This window comes from Mangrovimonas sp. sgz306409 (assembly GCF_059735265.1).
Genome location: NZ_JCAPEU010000008.1, coordinates 1 through 20,424 on the forward strand (window position 1 = coordinate 1; position 20,424 = coordinate 20,424).

At 36.2% G+C, this 20,424-nt stretch carries 14 protein-coding genes; 6 read left to right on the forward strand and 8 right to left on the reverse strand.

Going from position 1 to position 20,424, the window contains the following annotated elements:
- Positions 1–625: 625 nt before the first annotated feature.
- The 5 genes from AC6I5C_RS13445 to AC6I5C_RS13465 form a co-directional block, all read right to left on the reverse strand.
- Positions 626–2,593, reverse strand: coding sequence for a putative porin (locus AC6I5C_RS13445; RefSeq protein WP_497905602.1), 1,968 nt, complete (start codon positions 2,591–2,593; stop codon positions 626–628).
- Between the two features lie 209 nt (positions 2,594–2,802).
- Complete coding sequence (locus tag AC6I5C_RS13450; protein WP_497905603.1) at positions 2,803–4,650, reverse strand: S8 family serine peptidase; 1,848 nt, start codon at positions 4,648–4,650, stop codon at positions 2,803–2,805.
- A gap of 306 nt (positions 4,651–4,956) precedes the next feature.
- On the reverse strand, positions 4,957–5,715 hold the full coding sequence (locus AC6I5C_RS13455; protein WP_497905604.1) for a DUF4843 domain-containing protein: 759 nt from the start codon (positions 5,713–5,715) through the stop codon (positions 4,957–4,959).
- A 59-nt stretch (positions 5,716–5,774) separates the two neighbouring features.
- Entirely contained in the window at positions 5,775–7,178 is a 1,404-nt protein-coding gene (locus AC6I5C_RS13460; RefSeq protein WP_497905605.1) for a RagB/SusD family nutrient uptake outer membrane protein, read from the reverse strand.
- Positions 7,179–7,190: 12 nt separating this feature from the next.
- On the reverse strand, positions 7,191–10,145 hold the full coding sequence (locus AC6I5C_RS13465; RefSeq protein WP_497905606.1) for a SusC/RagA family TonB-linked outer membrane protein: 2,955 nt from the start codon (positions 10,143–10,145) through the stop codon (positions 7,191–7,193).
- A 202-nt stretch (positions 10,146–10,347) separates the two neighbouring features.
- On the opposite strand from AC6I5C_RS13465, the gene rnhB reads away from it, so the two are divergent.
- The 4 genes from rnhB to AC6I5C_RS13485 all read left to right on the forward strand — a co-directional run bounded on the left by rnhB (position 10,348) and on the right by AC6I5C_RS13485 (position 15,208).
- Positions 10,348–10,950 carry a ribonuclease HII gene (gene rnhB / locus AC6I5C_RS13470; RefSeq protein WP_497905607.1) on the forward strand — a complete coding sequence of 201 codons (603 nt, stop codon included), beginning with the start codon at positions 10,348–10,350 and terminating at the stop codon, positions 10,948–10,950.
- Positions 10,951–11,069: 119 nt separating this feature from the next.
- Positions 11,070–13,496 carry a DUF3352 domain-containing protein gene (locus AC6I5C_RS13475; protein WP_497905608.1) on the forward strand — a complete coding sequence of 809 codons (2,427 nt, stop codon included), beginning with the start codon at positions 11,070–11,072 and terminating at the stop codon, positions 13,494–13,496.
- A gap of 241 nt (positions 13,497–13,737) precedes the next feature.
- Positions 13,738–14,787, forward strand: a complete 1,050-nt coding sequence (locus AC6I5C_RS13480) for a nucleoid-associated protein (RefSeq protein ID WP_497905609.1) — start codon at positions 13,738–13,740, stop codon at positions 14,785–14,787.
- Positions 14,788–14,839: 52 nt separating this feature from the next.
- Positions 14,840–15,208, forward strand: a complete 369-nt coding sequence (locus AC6I5C_RS13485) for a hypothetical protein (RefSeq protein WP_497905610.1) — start codon at positions 14,840–14,842, stop codon at positions 15,206–15,208.
- Positions 15,209–15,298: 90 nt separating this feature from the next.
- On the opposite strand, the gene lipB is transcribed toward AC6I5C_RS13485, so the two are convergent.
- The 3 genes from lipB to AC6I5C_RS13500 form a co-directional block, all read right to left on the reverse strand.
- Entirely contained in the window at positions 15,299–16,015 is a 717-nt protein-coding gene (gene lipB / locus AC6I5C_RS13490; protein ID WP_497905794.1) for a lipoyl(octanoyl) transferase LipB, read from the reverse strand.
- 2 nt (positions 16,016–16,017) lie between these two features.
- Positions 16,018–16,761, reverse strand: coding sequence for a hypothetical protein (locus AC6I5C_RS13495; RefSeq protein WP_497905611.1), 744 nt, complete (start codon positions 16,759–16,761; stop codon positions 16,018–16,020).
- A 78-nt stretch (positions 16,762–16,839) separates the two neighbouring features.
- Positions 16,840–16,998, reverse strand: coding sequence for a YqaE/Pmp3 family membrane protein (locus AC6I5C_RS13500; protein WP_076663302.1), 159 nt, complete (start codon positions 16,996–16,998; stop codon positions 16,840–16,842).
- A 176-nt stretch (positions 16,999–17,174) separates the two neighbouring features.
- Between AC6I5C_RS13500 and lysS the strand changes: the two genes are divergently transcribed.
- Both lysS and AC6I5C_RS13510 read left to right on the forward strand, forming a co-directional pair.
- On the forward strand, positions 17,175–18,866 hold the full coding sequence (lysS, locus tag AC6I5C_RS13505) for a lysine--tRNA ligase (RefSeq protein ID WP_497905612.1): 1,692 nt from the start codon (positions 17,175–17,177) through the stop codon (positions 18,864–18,866).
- Between the two features lie 228 nt (positions 18,867–19,094).
- Entirely contained in the window at positions 19,095–20,357 is a 1,263-nt protein-coding gene (locus AC6I5C_RS13510) for a fibronectin type III domain-containing protein (RefSeq protein WP_497905613.1), read from the forward strand.
- Positions 20,358–20,424: the final 67 nt, after the last annotated feature.

The following is a 20,424-nucleotide window of genomic DNA, read 5'->3' on the forward strand; positions in this document are numbered from 1 at the left end:
CTTCATCGTTAAATCTTAAATATTATTCAGACTTTCGAAACGGAATTTTCTGGTTCTCAAAATGGCTTGTTCTTTGTTCGACCAGATCTTAAATTAAGATCGGTCTTACGCTGTCAATTCAATATGTTAATGAACTTGTCTTCTTTGTTCTTCCTAAGCTCAGCGCTTAAGCGGGTGCAAATATAGAACCCTTTTTTGAAGCTCGCAACAGTTTCGGTTATTTTTTTGAAAGTTTTTTTTCGTGGCGCGATCGCCTCTCAAAATACTTGTAACCGACTCTCTCAATGAACTCCTCTCGCCTTCGCAGCACTCGCTGTTTTTGCGGCTGCAAATATACCGCCTTTTTGGATATCTGCAAGCCTTTTTTTGGGTTTTTGGAAAATATTTTGAAACAAGGAATTTAGAACGTTGGAATTGAAGTGTTTGGGCCTGGAAATATTTTATGACTTATAGGAAGTGGAGTATTGAGCTTTCCTTAAAGCCTCTTTTGAATACATACTATATATGTTGTGTAAAGTCTACATGAATCCCGATTAATACTTTGTCATATATATAGAAAGGATGGGCTAAACAAAAAAGACATGCCATATGCATGTCTTTTAAATATTTAATAAATTGATTTTTCTTATAAAAAGAAGTTCCAGACCAGACCAAAGCGAACAATAAAATCACGATATGGATAATTGGGAGCGGAATAGAACTTATACCCAGTCCATGCTGAGTTGAAATGTTCTGCCTTCAAATATATCCTCATTGTTCTCACTTTTGCATTCACGAAAAAGTCAAGCATTGGAAAGTTTCCAATTTTAGTATCATTTTGAACATAGAATTCGGCAAGTAATGGATCGTAACCATTCATATTATATTCAGTAAAATACTTAAAGGTAATTCCGGTTTGTAAAAAGAGGGCTTTCTTTTTAAAGAAATGGTTGGAATAGTAAAAGGTATTTCTTGTGATAAATTGGGGTACGTTAAAAATATTATCACCATTCAATACATTTTGGTACATAAAGGTGTTGTCCAAGGCAAATTTTCCAAATCGAATTTCCCTATTCAGCTTCAATCTCAAATAATTTACCGTATTGTCAGTCTGAAATGGTTTAACGCCTTCAGTTACTTCATCCTTTGCGAAATAAGTGTAATTAGTAATATTTGAATAATCAAACGAAATATTAGCCAACTTTTGCCACTGTAATTCCAATGCTAATTGCTGTGTTTGCACATTGTCGAATGTACCTGAATTATCCCAATTGTAATTGAGGTAGTCACTGTGATATAGCACATAATTATAGTTAGGCGCCTTGGAACTAGAATTAAAAGTGGTACTAAATTTGATATCATCTGTAAAACTATAGTTTGCGGAACCCTTAAAGAAATTGCCATCTAAATCTCCTGAAACATTTATACCAAATTCCCCTAACACATTAAATTTACCAAAACTATTAGCGTAACTTCCTCCTGCCTCTAAAACATCTCCCTTTAAACGATTGGTAATTGTATTGCCTTCCAAAATTACTAAAGCATCATATCCGTAATTATAATTGTAATAATCTACATTTACCTTAATATTACCCAATGTTTTCTCTTTGAAATCAACATAAAACCGATTTCTAAAATCTTCCAAGGTCACTTTGTCATTTATTTTGCTAGTCAAAAATGCTTCGCCAAAAAAATCGTTTCTGGAGCTTTGCACAAATTGGTAATACTTATCCTCAAAGGAAATTACATGACCAACATTAAAGTTTGGCTTTTGAAGTGAATCATGGGCTTTCGTAACTCGATATTGGTGCTCTAGATGAAAACGCTTTCCTTCCAAAATATTTTCGGCATTTTCAAAAACGGGATCAAATACGGACCTGTCCTTAAATTCCTTATTCCCCGATTCAAAATTAACCAAATCTATATCCTTTAAACCACCGTTTTCCTCATTCATTAAATCCTGCATCACAATATGCCCTCTCATTTTATAACGATTATTCTTGGTGGAATAATTGGTGACAAACCTAAAATTTCCTGTACTGGTAAGTTGGTGCTGGTATTTCCCCAAAGAACGTAAACCTTTATAGGCTATTGTGAAGTTAAGCTGTTTAGAAGTGTTCACACTGAATAAGGCGTCCAACAAATGGCCTTGCTCAAAGACCGTTTTATAACATAACTCAGTAAATGGTGTGGCAACTTCGTAATAATAAATATCTTCAATTTCCATATAATTGAAATGTCTTGCCCTAGCTCCAAATACAGGCATCACATCTGTATTGGAAACATTAAAACTTAGAGAATTGAATGTTTGCCCCGTATTTAAAAAATTGATACGTTCAAAATTATCCTTTCTTAGGTAATTAAACTTGTAGTCTTTTTTAATGGTTAGTGAGGTATCTACAAAAGTGGTATCATTTTTATAGGACACCATTTTGTACATATTGATGGTTGCTGATTTTTCTTTTGCCTTACTTTTCCTGTCTTTGTTTACATTGGTATTTGTAGTATCCAAGGATGTGCTTACATCTCTGGATAATGGTTTCTCAAATTTCCTGACTTGAGCACTCATTAACGAAGTCACCAAAATAAAAACACTTAAAAGCAATTTCCTCATACCTGTAGTAAAATATGGAGCAAAAGTAAGTATTTAAAACGAAAATAAAGTTAGAATATTATGAGCAAAACCGAGTGAATGCTATACTATATAATACACTATAAGTTGGACGGAATAGACCAGTATAAAAAAAACCGCAATAAGGAATTCCCTATTGCGGTCATTTTAATTAATACTTAACCTAATATTAAGTTCAATTACAACTAAAATTATTCAATAACAATTTTCTTGTTAAAGGTTTGTGTTCCGTTTTCAACATTTAAGAAATATACTCCTGCTGAGAATTCCTTAACATTAATTGAATGTAACAAACTAGAAGATTTTAAAGCGCCTTGATAAACCAAACGTCCGTGAATATCATATAAACTAACTTTAGAATTGTTTTCCACGGAAGTTAGTTTCAAATTAATAACATCCTTTGCAGGGTTTGGCCAAACTGCAACATTTTGAATTTCGTTATCCTCAACACCAAGAGTTGCATTAATTCCGGTAATTACAATTGAAAAATCTTGAATATCGTTTTCCAATGTCCCTTTATGACTAACGGTTACAGTATATTCTCCAGAAGGATTTGCAATTTCAATTTTCTCAATGTTATCTACGGTATTGTCTGCCTTAGTTGCGCCACCACTAGGAAATGCCGGATCCAACTTCCAAGGATAATAAGTAGTAGAAGCATTGGTTACACGAACATCTAAATCATTAACTAGAATAGCTATAGGATTATCTAATAAATCTGTAGTTGAAGAAGAAACATATACTGTTCCTTCTGGATCTGTCCAACTTATGGTTACCACTAAAGGTTCATCTCCCAAAGCAGTAACTGTTGTAGAAAAAGTATCTCCGTTGGCAAGTGAAGTTTCATTGATAATAGATGAAACACCATTATTAGTAATACAATTAGCAGCATCCTTAGCGTTTAACAATCCCCAGCCATATCTGTAATCAGGTCCATCATTAAAACCAGCCTCCAAAGCCGTATGAGCCATTAAACCTTTTACAGTTGCCGCTTTCATATATATATCATTCACATTATTATAATGTTCTTGTAACAATGCTAACGTCCCAGTAACACTTGGTGTAGCCATCGATGTTCCTTGCATTGTTGCATAAGCAGTATTTGAAGTCGCTACGGACGATTTAACACTTACTCCTTTAGCAGAAATATCTGGCTTAATTCTTCCATCATCGGTTGGCCCATAATTACTAAAATTACTCATAGTCACACTGAATTCATTAGTATAATTGGAAACTTCATTCACTGCAGCAACAGTAATTGCATTCTTTGCATTAGAAAATCCTTGAAGCATATCATAACCATTCTTATTGGTTGCAAAGGCACTTTTCTGTCTATCATTTCCAGCCGCCAACACAGACACATAGTACGGAGCCTCGTACAATAATTCGTCTAAAGCTCTTGACTTATTATCATACTTTCCAAACCAATAAACAGGAATTAATAGCGTATTTCCATCGAAAACATCCAATCCATAAGAGTGATTGGATAACAACATTCCTGAAGCAGCTTCGATAGCCATTTCTTCCAAATCGCCATCCCAATCATAAGCCACAATTGACGCTTCGTAAGCCATCCCCTTGGCATCTGTATCAACCCCAGAAGCAATCATAGTACCTGCGACGTGAGTTGCATGGTTTGATTCATCATTTGCTCCAAAAAAAATCAAGAAATCCTGTTGATCTATTCTCCCTGTTAATTCCTGATGGGTATTTCTAACTGCATCACCTTCCCATAATCCCAATGTTAAACCAGCACCTGAAAGATCCAATCCAAGCTCACCTCCTTCGTATAACTCATCTGCTTGAACAGTTTCAGCACATCCGGCATTAAAACTTGTAATATAAATTGGAGATCCATCCATTCTCAATCCCTGAAGGTAACCTACTTTACCGTCATGTTCTATTATCCTAGGATATTTTTCCAATGCAGCTTTAAGGGATTCATCTGAATCTCTTTTAAATCGAGCTGACAAATCCAATAATTTAGATTTATCTTCGTTATTAATATACTTAGAAACTTGTTCTTCCGTCTGTCCCAAAGCATTAATACTCAGACATAGTAATACAAATGATATAATTTTTTTCATTCTAGCTAGGCTTTTTAATCGCGGCCAAATATAGCATTATAGATATTATAAAACAAAAAAGCAAAAGCATTTAACTCTTCCTTTTTTGTTTTATAATATCTATTTAATTTAAAATTATACAAAGTTCATACTATTTTCTGTAGAATAACTTGCTTAAACCTTAATTAAAAAATCCCTTCTCTTAGATTTTTGTAATGAAAAAAGGCCGGAAAATAAATAGATTTTCCGGCCTTTTTTATTATTAATTAAAATGTATAATTAAAATAGAGCTAACTCTACTTCTACATTAAATGGTTCTGTAAACAACCCTTGTGTTAAACTTAAACTGATGATACCAGAAGCTTCGTTATACGTTCCCGTTCCTCCTGCTCCAGGAATTCCATTTGTGTTTGAAGGAGTTACATCAACACTTCCATCACATCCTATTTGGATAATAACAGGGTAATAATATTGACCTAGATAGCCATCGTCACCAGTTGCAGCTGCAACAAACTCTCCCCAAGCATTATTAATAACATACTCGTTCAATTCTCCCGTTGCGTTTAATGAACCTTGAAAGGTATTTACTAACGAAGTACCGATATAGGCAGAACCATTATACGATGTACCAGGTAATTCGATTGGACAATATTGATTTAGTCCCAAAAGAAACGTAGTATCAAAGTTAGCAACCTCTGCATTTTGAATATCAACTAATTCGATAGCTAAAGTAGATCCAGCTGTAGATATTGCATCAAAATTTCCAAATACTTCAATATAACCAAGATATTCGTTAGCAGGAATTGTAAACGTATATGTCATAAACTCATACTGATCTGGTGTCGCAGTGGTCAACTCTTCGTTTACCGCTACAGTAAATGTTCTATCTGATGAAGAAGCCTTGGTTACTCCCACAACTATCTGCGTACTAGATTCAGGTGCATCCTCCACAAAAAACTTACCTGAGGTACCATCTGTAAAATATATTAAACTAGTGCCGTCATATATTTCCGGTTCTTGCTCATCACATGATGACAAAAAGAGCGCAAATATTGACAGTATAAATAAATACTTTTTCATTTTTTTTCTATTAAAAATTAATACTGATTGTTTTGTTGAATCACATCATTGGCAAAAATTTCCGTAGAAGGAATTGGCAATGCCATTCTGTAATCATCCCCATCTAAAGAACAAGGATCAGCAGGGTCGGTACAGTCATCTGCTCCTCTATTAACCCCTAATCCAAATCTCTTAAGGTCAAAGAATCTATGTCCTTCATATGCCAATTCAAAACGTCTTTCCGCTAAAATATCATTCAAAGCATTACTAACGCTTCCATATGTTAAAGGAGCAACTGGTCCTCCTTGGTACACACGAGCATTTTGCAAATCTTCAACGTCCTGAGCAGCCAAGTCCAAAGAACCAGTTCTAGCATAAGCTTCTGCTCTAATCAAGTATTGCTCTCCTGTTCTAAACACTTTAATATCGTTCAAACCAAAATTAGCTTCACTTCCTAGATATTTTCCAACTCTTAGATCATCTACATCAAAGTTTTCAGTATCGATGGTGATGAATGTTCTAATATCGTTGGTCCATCCATTATTTGCCATATAGTCAAATAAACTATAGGAAATATTAAAAAATCGATCATCATTGGTATCTGTAAAAAGTGTTCCTACAGCTCCGTCACCAGAAGTTCTAGCCAATTTAAACACTACTTCAGTCTCAACTTCATCAGTCCATACTCCAAAAAATTCAGTACCTACAGCCAAAGGAGCCGCATTGATAACCTGAGTTGAATAACTAATTGCTGAAGCATAATCCTTTTGGTATAACGCTACCCTTGCTCTTAAAGCATTGATGGCAGTTTTAGTTAAACGAGTGTTCTCAGTATAAGACGAACTTAATAGATTATAGGCTTCCGTTAAATCAGCGTTAATAAATGTAAACACTTCACCTACAGTATTACGCGGGAATTGTTCAAACACATATACCCCATCAATGATTGGCACACCTAAAGACGTACTTTCATAATCTTGGGCATATAATCTTAATAAATCAAAATGTTCCATGGCTCTTACTGCCAAACATTCTGCTTTAATACGTTGCATAGTAGCTTCCTCATCTTCGTTAATTGGCGTAATGTTCTCCATTGCGTCCAAAAGCCTATTGGTTCTAGCAATTACATTATACATATTTCCCCATAAACCAGCTACTTCATCAGTACCTGGGTTAATCGACCATCTATGTACTTGAATTCCTTGACCTCTGTTCGTTGCCGCTATCCTTAAATCATCAGTAAATCTAGATGACCATTGAATAATATTTGAACCAGAAATACCAGCGTACACACCATAGATACCTCTTTCTAAATCATCAACATTGGTATAGGCATTCTCTTCTAAAATCTCATCATCTGGCGCTACATCAATGGCATTATCGCATGAATACATACCACCCATTAATAGAGCTATGCATAGATATTTTGATATTTTTTTCATATTCATCATTTTTTAAAATTTAACATCCAAACCAATAGTAAATGTTCTTGGTGTTGGATACTCATATTGAGCAATATTATTATCATCTTCAGGATCGAAACCTGTAAACTTAGTCCAAGTATATAAGTTTTGTCCTTGTGCATATAATCTTAATCCTGAAATATAGCCAATGCTGTCAATATATCTTTGAGGTAAATTATACGCTATTGTCAAGTTTCTCCATTTCGTGAAAGAAGCATCTTCGATATCTTTAGAAGAAAACTCTCTGTTATATCTATAGCTTTGAACCTCAGTAATATCACCTGGTTGTTGCCACATATCCAACATTGCCGTAGATAAGTTGTACTGGGCAAAGTTAGGGTTTTCTTGGAAGAATGTCTGGTTGTTAAATCTGTAATAATCAGCAGCAAAAGTAAATAACGTAGACAATTCAAAAGCCTTATAAGTTACTCTAGCTCCAAAACCTCCTGTCCAAACTGGGTTATAACTTCCGTAGTTAGCTACAGAATTAGTCTCACTATATACATTTGTTACATTTCCATCAAGGTCATAGTACAACGGCTGTCCGTTTGCAGGGTTAACTCCAGCCCAACCAACAACATAGTGACTTCCTAATGGCAAGCCCTCTCTAATAATAGAAGTACCTTGTTCAAATTCGTTTACTTGTCCTAAATCTAAAATCTCATTTTTGTTATAGTTGAAATTTCCATTTAATTCAAATTGAAAATCCTCATTTCTAACCAATACACCTGTTAAGCTTACATCAAAACCAGCGTTTCTCATAGACCCAGCATTTGCTTCAATAACAGAAGTACCTGAAGCCGAAGGTGATAAATTATAATCAACAAACAAGTCAGTTGTTTTGTTGTTGTAATATTCTACAGATCCAGACAATCTATAGTTAAACAAATCATAATCAATACCAACGTTTAATTGATTTGAAGTCTCCCATTTCAACTCTGGGTTACCAATTCTACCAAATGCGATACCTGTATTACCATTATAGGATACTTGCCCATATTCAGTTTTATCAGAAAAATCATTAATAGCATCTTGGTTACCAGAGGTTCCATAACTAGCTCTTAGTTTCAAGTTGTTGATAGTTTTGTTTCCTGCTAGGAATTCCTCATTGGAAATATTCCATCTACCAGCAACAGAGTAAAAAGTAGCCCATTTATTTTCATCAGCAAATTTAGATGACGCATCACGTCTTAAAGATGCATCCAAACCAAAACGGCCGTCAAAATCATAGTTAACCAATCCAAAGTAAGAGAACAAACCTCTTTCTGTAACGCCACCAGAAACAGTTGGAATCAACTCATTCTCAGGAGTCCCTTCACTTATACCTCCAGGCACACCTGGTAAAGTTGGGTTAATTCCATATCCAGTAAAACCACTAGATCTTACGTGTAATTTAACGTACTCCATATAAACACCTGCGGTTAAGTTGTGCTTCTCGGCAAACACATTGTCATACACCAATCTTGTGGTAGAGGTAATATTTGCAAAGTAACTATTGGATTCCGTGTAAAAACCGGCATTACCTGGCGTAGTAGTACCTCCATAGTAACTACTAGGATCTGCATATCTAAAGTTATTATCTTGAGTAAAATCAACCCCTAAATCAGTTCTAGCACTAATATTCTTAAACAACTCACGCTCAGCATAAACAGAACCTGTAAACCTGATTTGTTTACCTTCTCTACCATTAACATAAAGATTTTCCAAAGCATTCGCTCCTACTTTACCATTTCCAGTTGCAAAGCTTCCATCAGCATTATAAGGAGCATCATATGGAGATCCTAAATACACCGCAGCATACGGGTTTTGCAAAGTAACAGACCCCTCTGAATCCACACCGTGATCAATTGAGTAAGCAACTAAAGAGTTAAAACCTATTTTGGTCTTATCATTAGGTCTTGACTCGAAGTTATTTCTAAATGTAAAACGCTTAAAATCTGATCTCACAGAAATACCTTCTTGATCAAAATAACTTAAACTACTGTAGTATCTAGACTTTTCAGAACCTCCTGTCATAGACATTTCATGAGAAACAGTTTGTGCTGTTCTAAAGAAATAATCTTCCCAATTAGTATTTACCTGAGCTAACTCAGCAATCTCAGCATCTGTTTTACCATCACCTAAACCACTACCAATTAACCTTTGGAAATTCAACAATTGCTCTGAATTCATCATTGAAAAACGAGAGTTACCTACTTTTGAAATACCATACTGAGTTCTATATTTAAACTCTGTTTTCTCTCCAAAAGCACCTTTTTTGGTAGTCACCAAAATAACACCATTCGCACCTCTAGAACCATATTGAGCTGTAGCACTAGCATCCTTAAGCACAGAGATATTTTCAAAATCGTTTGGGTTAAGTGCAGCAAAATCTCCAGCACCAACCTGAATTCCGTCCACTATATACAAAGGAGTATTACTACCATTAATAGACCCATTACCTCTAATTCTTACTCTTGCTGAACGACCTGGTTGCCCAGACCCAGCAGAAACTTGCACCCCTGGAGCTTGACCTTGAAGAATTTGATCAAATGATGCAATTGGCACTTGCTCTATAGTTTCAGCTTTAACTACAGAAATAGCTCCCGCGACCTTTGTTTCGTCTCTTGAAGAGTACCCCACAACTACTACTTCTTCCAATGCTGCAATATCTTCTTGCATTGAAACGTTTATAGAATTACTAGTACCCACTGCAATTTCTACACTTTTCATACTTACAAATGAAAACACCAAAGTTTCTCCTGTACTTACAGTGATGGTATAGTTTCCATCAAAGTCAGTTTGAACACCTCTGGTTGTTCCTTTTACAATTACATTTACACCAGGCAGAGGCAAGCCGTCTGATTCTGATATAACTGTTCCTGTGACCGTTTTTTCCTGCGCATAGGAAAACTGCATCACTAACGCCATAAACAGCGTCATTAACCATGTTAACTTTAATTTCATAAAACAATTATTTGAGTTAGTCTTGCGCAAACATCTTAATAATATATTAAATAAACAAGTTATTTTATTAAAAAAGTGTTAACGCTGAACCTGTTAAAAAACTAAGCTATTACTGGTGTTTTGACGGCATTTAACACTCAAAAGATGCATTAAATTCAAATAGGTTGCGTTAAAATTTTAACTTTGCTGAAATTTTAACACTTTGAACCTAAAATCCAATTTTTCAGAATTCTCAATAGAATGCGGTACAGACGAAGCAGGCCGTGGTTGTTTGGCCGGACCTGTAACTGCTGCTGCTGTTATTTTACCAGCTAGCTTAAAAAGCGATTTGATAAATGATTCAAAAGCACTTACAGAGCATAAACGACTGCTTCTAAAACCTGTGATTGAGGAAAAAGCAGAAGCTTTCGCCTTTTCCCATATTTGGCCCGACCAGATAGACATCATCAATATTCTCAACGCCTCCATACTCGCCATGCACAAAGCCATTGAGCAATTGCATACTCAACCAGAATTCATAATAGTGGATGGCAACAGATTCAAACCTTTTAAGGATATTCCTTTTGAAACAATTATCAAGGGAGATGGCAAATACCTCAGTATCGCAGCTGCTTCTATTATTGCCAAAACGGAACGCGACGCCTATATGGATAAAATCCATGAAGAATTCCCAATGTACAATTGGAAAAAGAACAAAGGCTACCCTACTAAAGAGCATCGAGAAGCCATTAGAAAATATGGTATTACCAAATACCACCGGAAATCTTTTAGGCTACTGCCTGAACAATTAAAATTTGAACTATAACTCAAAAAAAATAACCTTACCTAAATATAATGATATACACCTAAAACAGTGAATCATTTTTTTTGATTCTGTTTCAGTATATTTGCCTTGAAAAGTCCATTTTCTCAAAACCCCTCTTAATGAAATACGTTTTTGCAAGTCTCCTGATCCTGCTTTTTCTTAGCTGCGATTCAAACTATACCAAGCAGACCAAATTAAGCCACCTAATTCCCGAAAATACCAGTGTTGTTCTAAAAACATCAAATCTTGGCAACCTGAGAAGCAATTTTAAAAACAACGATTTAATTGAAGCGCTTTCAGAAAACAAAAATACCAAGAGCTCTTTCAAACACCTTGAATTTTTAAAACACCTCAACACAGACAACCCTGTATTAATTTGTTTCAGCTCCAATCCTAAAGACAGTTTAGGCGTTACGTTAATCACCAAAAACACCCCTACCTTAATAAAATTCGATTCTCTTACAAAACATAAAGACGAGGTTCTCAAAACCAAAAATAGAACCATCCATAAAACCACGGTAGAAGATCAGATATTTTACAGCACCATTATTGACAGCATATTGTTTGCTTCCAATTCTAAAGAAACCGTTGAATTGGCCACCCCAAAACCAATCACCGATTTAGAATTTCAAAAAGCGTTAAACGCTTCATCAAATGACAAAACGGTTTCTGCTATTTTCACATGCAACAAGCAATTCCCTACTATTTTTCAATCGGAAGAATTGTCTAAAGTAAAACTCTCAGACTACCTCATGGTAGACCTAACCATGTCTCAAGACGACGTTAACTTAAACGGAATCACCAAAGCTCTGGATTCTACCAAAAGTTTGATTAACATTTTCAAAAATACTATTCCCCAAGAAAACAAAATAAGCCACGTATGCCCGCCTGGAACAGAAGCTTTTTTGAGTTTCACCTTCAATAACTATAAAACTTTTCACGAACAACTAGAGTTGTTTTCTAAAAGAGATTCCATAACAATACAAAATCCTCTTTTTGAAAACATCAATGAAGTTGGTACTATTGACGAAAATGGCTCTAAAGCAATATTCTTAAACTCTATAGACCCAACTTCCACTTTGGAACATTTAAAAGAAAATCCCTTAATGGAAACCTATAGAAACATTTCCATTTACACATTTGGGCAACCGGAACTATTCAAAAAAGAATTTTACCCTCTTATTACTTTTGACACAGCAAGCAACTTCATCAATTTGGATGACTATTTTGTGTTTAGCGACAGCATCGAATTACTAAAAGAGTTTATTGCCAATTACCAAAACGACCATACGCTAGCTTCTGAAAGTTATTACCAAAACCTCACAACACAACTAAGCGATGAATCATCCTTACTATTATATGGTAACAACAAAGCATTGCTTTCAGTTTTAAAACAAAACTTTTCCGAAGATTTAGCTATAGATGCAGACAACTATAAGGCCTCTGCCCTACAATTTATTTATGACACGGATTTTGCCCACGTAAATGCTGTCATAAAAAAGCACAAAGCCAAACAAAGCTCTAACGACATTTCAGAGGAGTTCACCATTACCTTAGACAACGACCTTTTAACCACACCACAATTTGTAACCAACCACATTACCAAACAAAAGGACATTGTAGTTCAAGATGTAAAGAACAATCTATACCTCATTTCCAACGAAGGAAAGATCTATTGGAAGAAACAACTTCAGGGTAAGATCCTAGGTAAAATAGAACAGATTGACATGTACAAAAATGGGCGTCTTCAACTGGCGTTTGCCACACCAAATAGAGTTTATGTAATAGCTAGAAACGGTAAGGATGTTTCGCCATTTCCATTAAATTTTAAAGACAAAATCACCCAACCTCTATCCGTTTTTGATTACGACAAAAAGAAAAATTACCGATTGATGGTCACTCAAGGCAAAGAGCTATTGATGTACGACCAAAAGGGAAAAACTGTTAACGGCTTTACATTCAACAAGGCCAAGAATACCATCTCTACGCAACCACAACACTTTAGAATAGGAAGAAAAGACTATATTGTGTTTGCTGAAGGAACTACGCTTAAAATTTTGGACCGTGTTGGAAAAACCAGAATTAAAGTGAACGATGCCATCAATTTTTCCGATAACAGCATTTACATATACGAAGATAAATTCACCACAACAACTTCAAACGGAGCTCTGCTACAAGTAAATCAAAGCGGAAAAATAAACAGCGCCAACCTCAACCTGAATGAGTCGCACAAAATTGACGCCACCAGCAAAACCTTTGTGACACTTTCCGAAAACAAACTGAACATCAAATCACATCCTATTGAATTGGATTACGGCGAATATACGGCCCCAAAAATCTTTTATGTAAATGACAAGATTTACGTCTCCGTAACCGATTTGCAGTCCAAAAAAGTATACCTATTTGACAGCCAAGGAAAATCGATCCCTAACTTCCCAATTTATGGAAATTCAGCAATAGATTTAGACAGCATCGACAAGGACAAAAATGTTGAAATAGTCACCAAAGGAGACGCCAACAGTTTGATTATCTATAAAATAAATTAAAAACATTAAGGATTATATAATAAAACAAGTAAAGGTTCTATTTGCAATCACGGCCAAAATTTTGTATATTTCACTTTATTACAATTAGTTATACAAACACCAAAAGTATAATCTTATACGCCAAGACAGCCGAATTATAGTCCCCTCGGATTAAACGCCAAAGTTTTCTTTGGCGTTTTTTATGATCTAATCTCTTCAATTTTTAGTAGTATTGCAGCTTGAAAATTCAGAGTCCCAAATCATGATCAAACGCACAAAAGCTTCTATATCAAAATGCATCATCCACAAGGTGGGCAACAAATTCAACAGCACCAAAAATGCTTTTTCAGAAAACCTTTTAGACTTTGACGAAGTTAGCTACGAACTACTGCTCCCCTATTTACTTCGCCCTTTTGGATCTATTGCAGAGACCTATCGTTTCAATCACCATTCCAATATAGAATTGAATGAAATAAACAGTTACGCTTCACAACTTTTGGCAGACGACACAGATTTTATTGACGTTTCAAAACATGTAGTCAACCATTTGTTTGAGCAATCCAATTCGGCACAAATAAAAACTGGAGATGTCATTGTTTGCATGTTTCACGACATTCAGTACGAAGACTATACAACAGACGCCGTGGGGATTTTCAAAATTGAAAACAAAACCAACTTTTTCCAGACCTATATGGAAAATGGCAGCTACGACATTTATGTACAATCTGGGATTCAAACCAAAAAAGTAGACAAAGGTTGTTTGATCCTGAACGCTGCAGACGCTGAAGGTAAAATTGTATTGAGTGTAGACCATAACAACTACGACACCCAATATTGGATCAAGAGTTTTTTAAATGTAAAATACCCTGATGATTCCAATGAACACACCAAAAACTACATCGAGATGTGCCGCGAATTTTCAAAGGAGGTGGTACAGCCTAATTTTGGCGGTCAAGAACACAGTAATTTCTTGGCCAAAACAGTAGATTTCTTTAAGGAACGTGAAATTGTAAATGTTGAAAATTTTAAGGAAGAAGTCTTTGAAGAAGAAAAACACAGAACTTTGTTTGACGACTTTAAAAAGGACTACGAATCCGATCACAACATCGTAATCCGCAACCAATTCGACATTTCCGAAGTTGTCCTTAAAAAGCAAAAGCAAAAAATTAAAAGCGAAATCAAACTAGATACCAACATTCAAATTAAACTGGATATTGATGCGCCCGATGCTTCTGAGGATTATTTGGAACGCGGTTATGACGAAGCCAAAAAAATGCACTATTACAAGGTATTTTTTAACAAAGAATTCTGATTTAAATCTCTAAATATTCTGTAAATTTGCACCCGATTTTAATACTATAATTATGAAAAATGCAGTTTACATCTTAATTTTTGCGTTATTTTTAAATTTTAACAGTTTTAGCGCAACGTCTAACATTCAAGATTCAGTAGTAATAGGAGATGTTCTAACCATCAACACTCCCGAAAGTCAAACTTTTAAAGATATTGATTTTCCAAAACTTAATCTCGTTGTCAAACGTGGTGGAGTTGCCTCTTACAATAGTGTAGATAACGTTCCCGTAGTAGTGTCTGAAATTAAGGCAGATAAAAACGGAAACACCATTGTGGTACTGAAAAGACAAGATGGCAAAAAATTCTTCAACCAATACAAAGAAGTATCGGCCAATTTACAAGATGCTTTGGCCTCTGGAGAATTGAGCGTAATTAAATAAGCTTATAATTTAGGCCCCTTATCTATAAAAAACCCCAAAGGACTCTTAAGGACTTTGGGGTTTTCTATTTTAAAAATATATTATTAAGATTTACAACGTAAAGGGCATCGTACTCAATTCCGCCTCAAAAAGCTGTTGAAAATGTTTCAGAAGCTTTTCCTTGACTTCATTTTCATCGACTTCTTTAAGGCCTAATTCAACATTTAATGAGGTTACTGCTTTCCCTTTGATACCGCAAGGGATGATATTATCAAAATACCCCAAATCTACATTCACATTCAAAGCAAATCCATGCATAGTCACCCAACGGCTAGCCCTTACGCCCATAGCACAAATCTTTCTAGCAAACGGAGTTCCAACATCCAACCAAACACCTGTTTCGCCTTCGCTTCGTTCCGCCTTTAAACCATATTCATCTAAGGTAAGGATCACCATCTCTTCAAGGAATCTAAGATACTTATGGATATCTGTAAAGAAATTGTCCAAATCCAAAATAGGGTATCCTACAATTTGTCCTGGTCCATGGTAGGTAATATCGCCTCCTCTATTGATTTTATAAAATGTAGCTCCTTTGGCCCTTAACTGCTCCTCATTTAAAAGAAGATTGGCCAAGTCACCACTTTTCCCCAAAGTATACACATGCGGATGCTCTACTAATAGTAAATAATTGGGAGTAGACTCATTGCTTGCCTCCCGCCTATTTTTAATTTTTAAATCGAGAATACTTTTAAAAAGTGACTCTTGATAATCCCAAGTGTCATTATAATCCTTTAACCCTAAATCCTGTATTTGTACTACTTTGTTCAAACTCATTTCTCTAATATCACTTCTAGATTCAACGCTTCTGGGTTCTTTAGATATTCCATAAATCCAAACTCTACCGTTACGGTTTTCCGGTCGTCGCTAAACAAGGCCGCTTCATTGGAAACAGATTTGATGGGACGTGGAAAATGATAGTTCAACTTATAGGTCGAAGACTCATACACCATGGCCATTTCACTCAAGCTATCCACCATTTGTTGATGCAATTCTTGATTGATAATCTTGGATTTCCTAGTAAATTTTCTACCATTATAACTGTATTTCAACTCCGAAGTTCCTTGTTCTAAAGAAGAAAACTTATTGTTTCCTCCAGCGCCCTTTTCGTCTCCCATTGCCTGCATTTTGGTCATGGCTGCAAACATGTCCTGTAATTCGTCTACATCCTTAAAATTGGTAAACAGATCGAACTTCATGGTTTTTGAAGAGGGATCCATAAGCATGTGCATAGAATAGTTTTCCAAACCCTTCAACACCTCTTGCTGTTCCTTGGACAATTTAGAAATGCTGTCCTTCCTCTCTTCCAAAAGCTCTTTAAACGTAAAGGTAGAATCTACTTTTTCCTCGCTTTCTTTGGCCAATTCATCCCCTGTCATTTTCATCATTTCAGAAGCATCAAAGGTAAATTCCATTTTTCCAGAACCATTTTCGTAGATATAGATGTTCTCGGAAAATTCGCAACTCGTTGCAGTAGTCAAAAGAATCCCAAAAAGGACCCAAATAATTTTGTTCATTGGTAAAAGTTTAGATTGCCCTACAAAGATACATTATAAAAGGCACAAACCTTTACATCAAAGCCCTACAATCTACTCCTACCTTTTTGGATTGTTAACAATTACCAAGGCGGCAATCACTCCAGGGACCCAACCGCACAACCACAATAAAAACACGATTAAAACAGAACCACAGCCTTTATCCAAAACAGCCAAAGGCGGGCAAATTATGGATATCAAAACTCTCCAAATACTCATTTAAAAAAATTATAATTATTACACCCTATCTGTCTTGCAAGACTACGCAATTGTTACACGTCCTTTTCCTTTTATTTCTTAATATTTCGCTAAATTTTTCTTTCAAAAAATTCAAACTGAAAGTTGTATGCTAATTTTGGCAAATAATGTAATTTTGCAGTTCAAAATTTATTAGCATGCAACTTTCAGAACAAGAACTCGTAAGAAGAGAGAAATTAACCAAACTTCGTGAATTGGGAATCAATCCCTATCCTGCCAACCTCTACCCTGTAGACCACACGTCTAAACAGGTGAAGGAGAATTTTGAAGAAGGCAAAAAAGTGGTGGTAGCTGGTCGATTAATGTCCATGAGAGTTCAAGGAAAAGCTTCCTTTGCACAGCTACAGGATTCTGAAGGAAAAATACAAGTGTACTTCAACAGAGATGAAATTTGTCCAGGTGAAGACAAAACCAAATACAACGAAGTCTTCAAAAAACTTTTGGATTTTGGAGATTTTATAGGAATTGAAGGTGAATTGTTCCTTACACAAGTAGGCGAAAAAACCATTATGGTAAAGGATTTCACCGTATTGAGCAAGTCCTTAAAACCACTACCTCTTCCTAAAGAAAAGGACGGTGTGGTATACGATGCCTTTACAGATCCGGAACAACGTTACAGACAACGTTACGCCGATTTGGTGGTAAACCCACAAGTAAAAGAAGTGTTTGTAAAGCGTACAAAACTCTTCAATGCCATGCGTCAGTTTTTTAACGACTCTGGTTATTTTGAAGTAGAAACCCCTGTATTGCAACCTATTCCGGGAGGTGCAGCAGCAAGACCGTTTATCACGCACCACAACTCTTTGGACATTCCATTGTACATGCGAATTGCCAACGAGCTTTACCTAAAACGTCTCATTGTTGGAGGTTTTGATGGCGTATATGAATTCTCCAAAAACTTCCGTAACGAAGGAATGGACAGAACCCACAACCCAGAGTTTACGGCTATGGAAATTTATGTAGCCTATAAAGATTACAACTGGATGATGGATTTCTGCGAGCAATTGCTGGAGCACTGCGCCATCGCCGTTAACGGCACTACAGAAGCTACTTTTGGAGAACACAAAATAAACTTCAAGGCTCCTTACAAACGTGTAACCATGGCCGATTCCATCAAGGAATTTACAGGCTTTGACATTACAGGAAAATCTGAAGATGAAATACGAGCTGCCGCTAAAGGCATGGGTATTGAAGTAGATGATACCATGGGTAAAGGAAAATTGATTGACGAGATTTTTGGAGAGAAATGTGAAGGCAACTACATCCAGCCAACCTTCATTACAGACTACCCAAAAGAGATGAGCCCATTGTGCAAAGAGCACAGAGAAAATCCTGAGTTGACAGAGCGTTTTGAATTGATGGTTTGTGGTAAGGAAATTGCCAATGCCTATTCAGAGTTGAACGACCCTATAGACCAAAGAGAACGTTTCGAACACCAATTGAAATTGGCCGCAAAAGGAGACGACGAAGCTACACAGTTTATTGACTTCGACTTCCTTAGAGCTTTGGAATACGGAATGCCTCCTACATCTGGAATGGGAATTGGAATGGACCGTTTGATCATGTTCTTGACGAACAACCAATCCATCCAAGAAGTACTGTTCTTCCCGCAAATGAAACCGGAAAGAAAAGGACCAGAAATGAACGAGGAGGAAAAAGCCCTGTTTGAACTTTTAAAAGCAGAATCTCCTATAGACTTAAACACCTTAAAAGTGAAGTCTGGATTGAGCAATAAAAAATGGGACAAAACCATTAAAGGTCTTACCAAACATGGTGTAGCCAAAGTAAACAAAACTGAAGAAGGACTTTTTGTAGAAGCCGTTAGCTAACATCCGGCCTCTACATCAAATTGTCCACGAAAAAGAACCGTTCCCCAATGCGGTTCTTTTTTTATACCCATAAGTCAAGAATTCCCATTGAGATCTAGTCCATTTCAATACATTACCCCACTTCCATATATAGTAAAAAAACGACTACACATCGATAAGTTCACCTCCCAAAAAACATTTTCACTACATTAGTAACAGCTATTAATCAGTAATTTAAAAACCAAATCCATGAATAAGCTTACTCTTTTGATGGTATTTGTCATGTTTTGTGTGGCCTGTAGTAAAGATGATGATACCCCAACTGTGGCAGAATGCTTAAAACCAACCAACCTATCTCAAACCAACCTTACCCATAACAGTGTCACCCTGCAATGGAGTAACCCCAACGAAAATACATCTGTTAAAATAGAATATGGCCCTACCGGTTTTGCAATAGGCGCAGGAACTACCATCACTTCCGAAACAACCTCCATAGATATTTCCAATCTGGACGCCAACACTTCCTACGATTATTATTTGGAAGCACTTTGCTCAGAAAACAATACAAGTGTAAAAACCAGTGTAAAAACTTTCTCCACATTACCCCCTCTTGTGGTTGCAGAGTTTAAACCTACCCTATCCGAATTACATCTTTATTCAGGATCTTTACAAGATTTAGAGCCTAGCATATATACTTTTGAATACCACCTGAATACCCCGCTTTACACCGACTATGCACACAAACAACGTCTAATCGCACTGCCCGAAGGCGAAAGCATGGCTTATGATGGGGATGGTCTTCCCATATTCCCGGATAACACGCTAATTGCAAAAACATTCTATTATTTCAATAACGAAATGAACGAATCCGAAGGAAAACAAATCGTCGAGACAAGAATACTCATCAAGACAAACAGCGAATGGTTAACCGGCAATTACGTTTGGAATGAAAATCAAACAGACGCTAGCCTCGATGCAAACGGACTAGAACTCCCAATTACTTGGATAGACCAAAACGGAGCCACTCAAAACATCAATTACAAAATACCAGCAGGAACAGATTGTGTGATGTGCCATAAAACCTATGAAGACATTACCCCTATTGGTCCCAAATTACGCAGTATGAATTTTGATGTAGAAGGAAACAACCAATTACAGAACATGATTTCCCAGGGCTTATTAACAGGAGCGCCTTCCACCTCGGAAATAGGCCAGCTTATCGATTGGACCGACACCAACCATACCACCGAAGATCGTGTTCGAGCCTATTTCGATATGAATTGTGCGCATTGCCATTCACCTGGTACATATCACAATGTCAACTTTTTTGCAGCCATGGATCTCCGGTACGAAACCCCTTTTGATGATTCTGGAATTTACGATTCTCGTTATAGTATAATGACGAGATTGCCTTCTTCCATTCCTGAATACAGCATGCCATATATTGGCGTATCACTACCGCATCAGGAAGCTTTGGACCTTATTATCCCATATTTGGAATCAATGGAGTAATTTTTGAATTCAATTAGACTAAAACCTTATAAAAAAACCAAAATTTTCGACCGTTAAAATAATATTA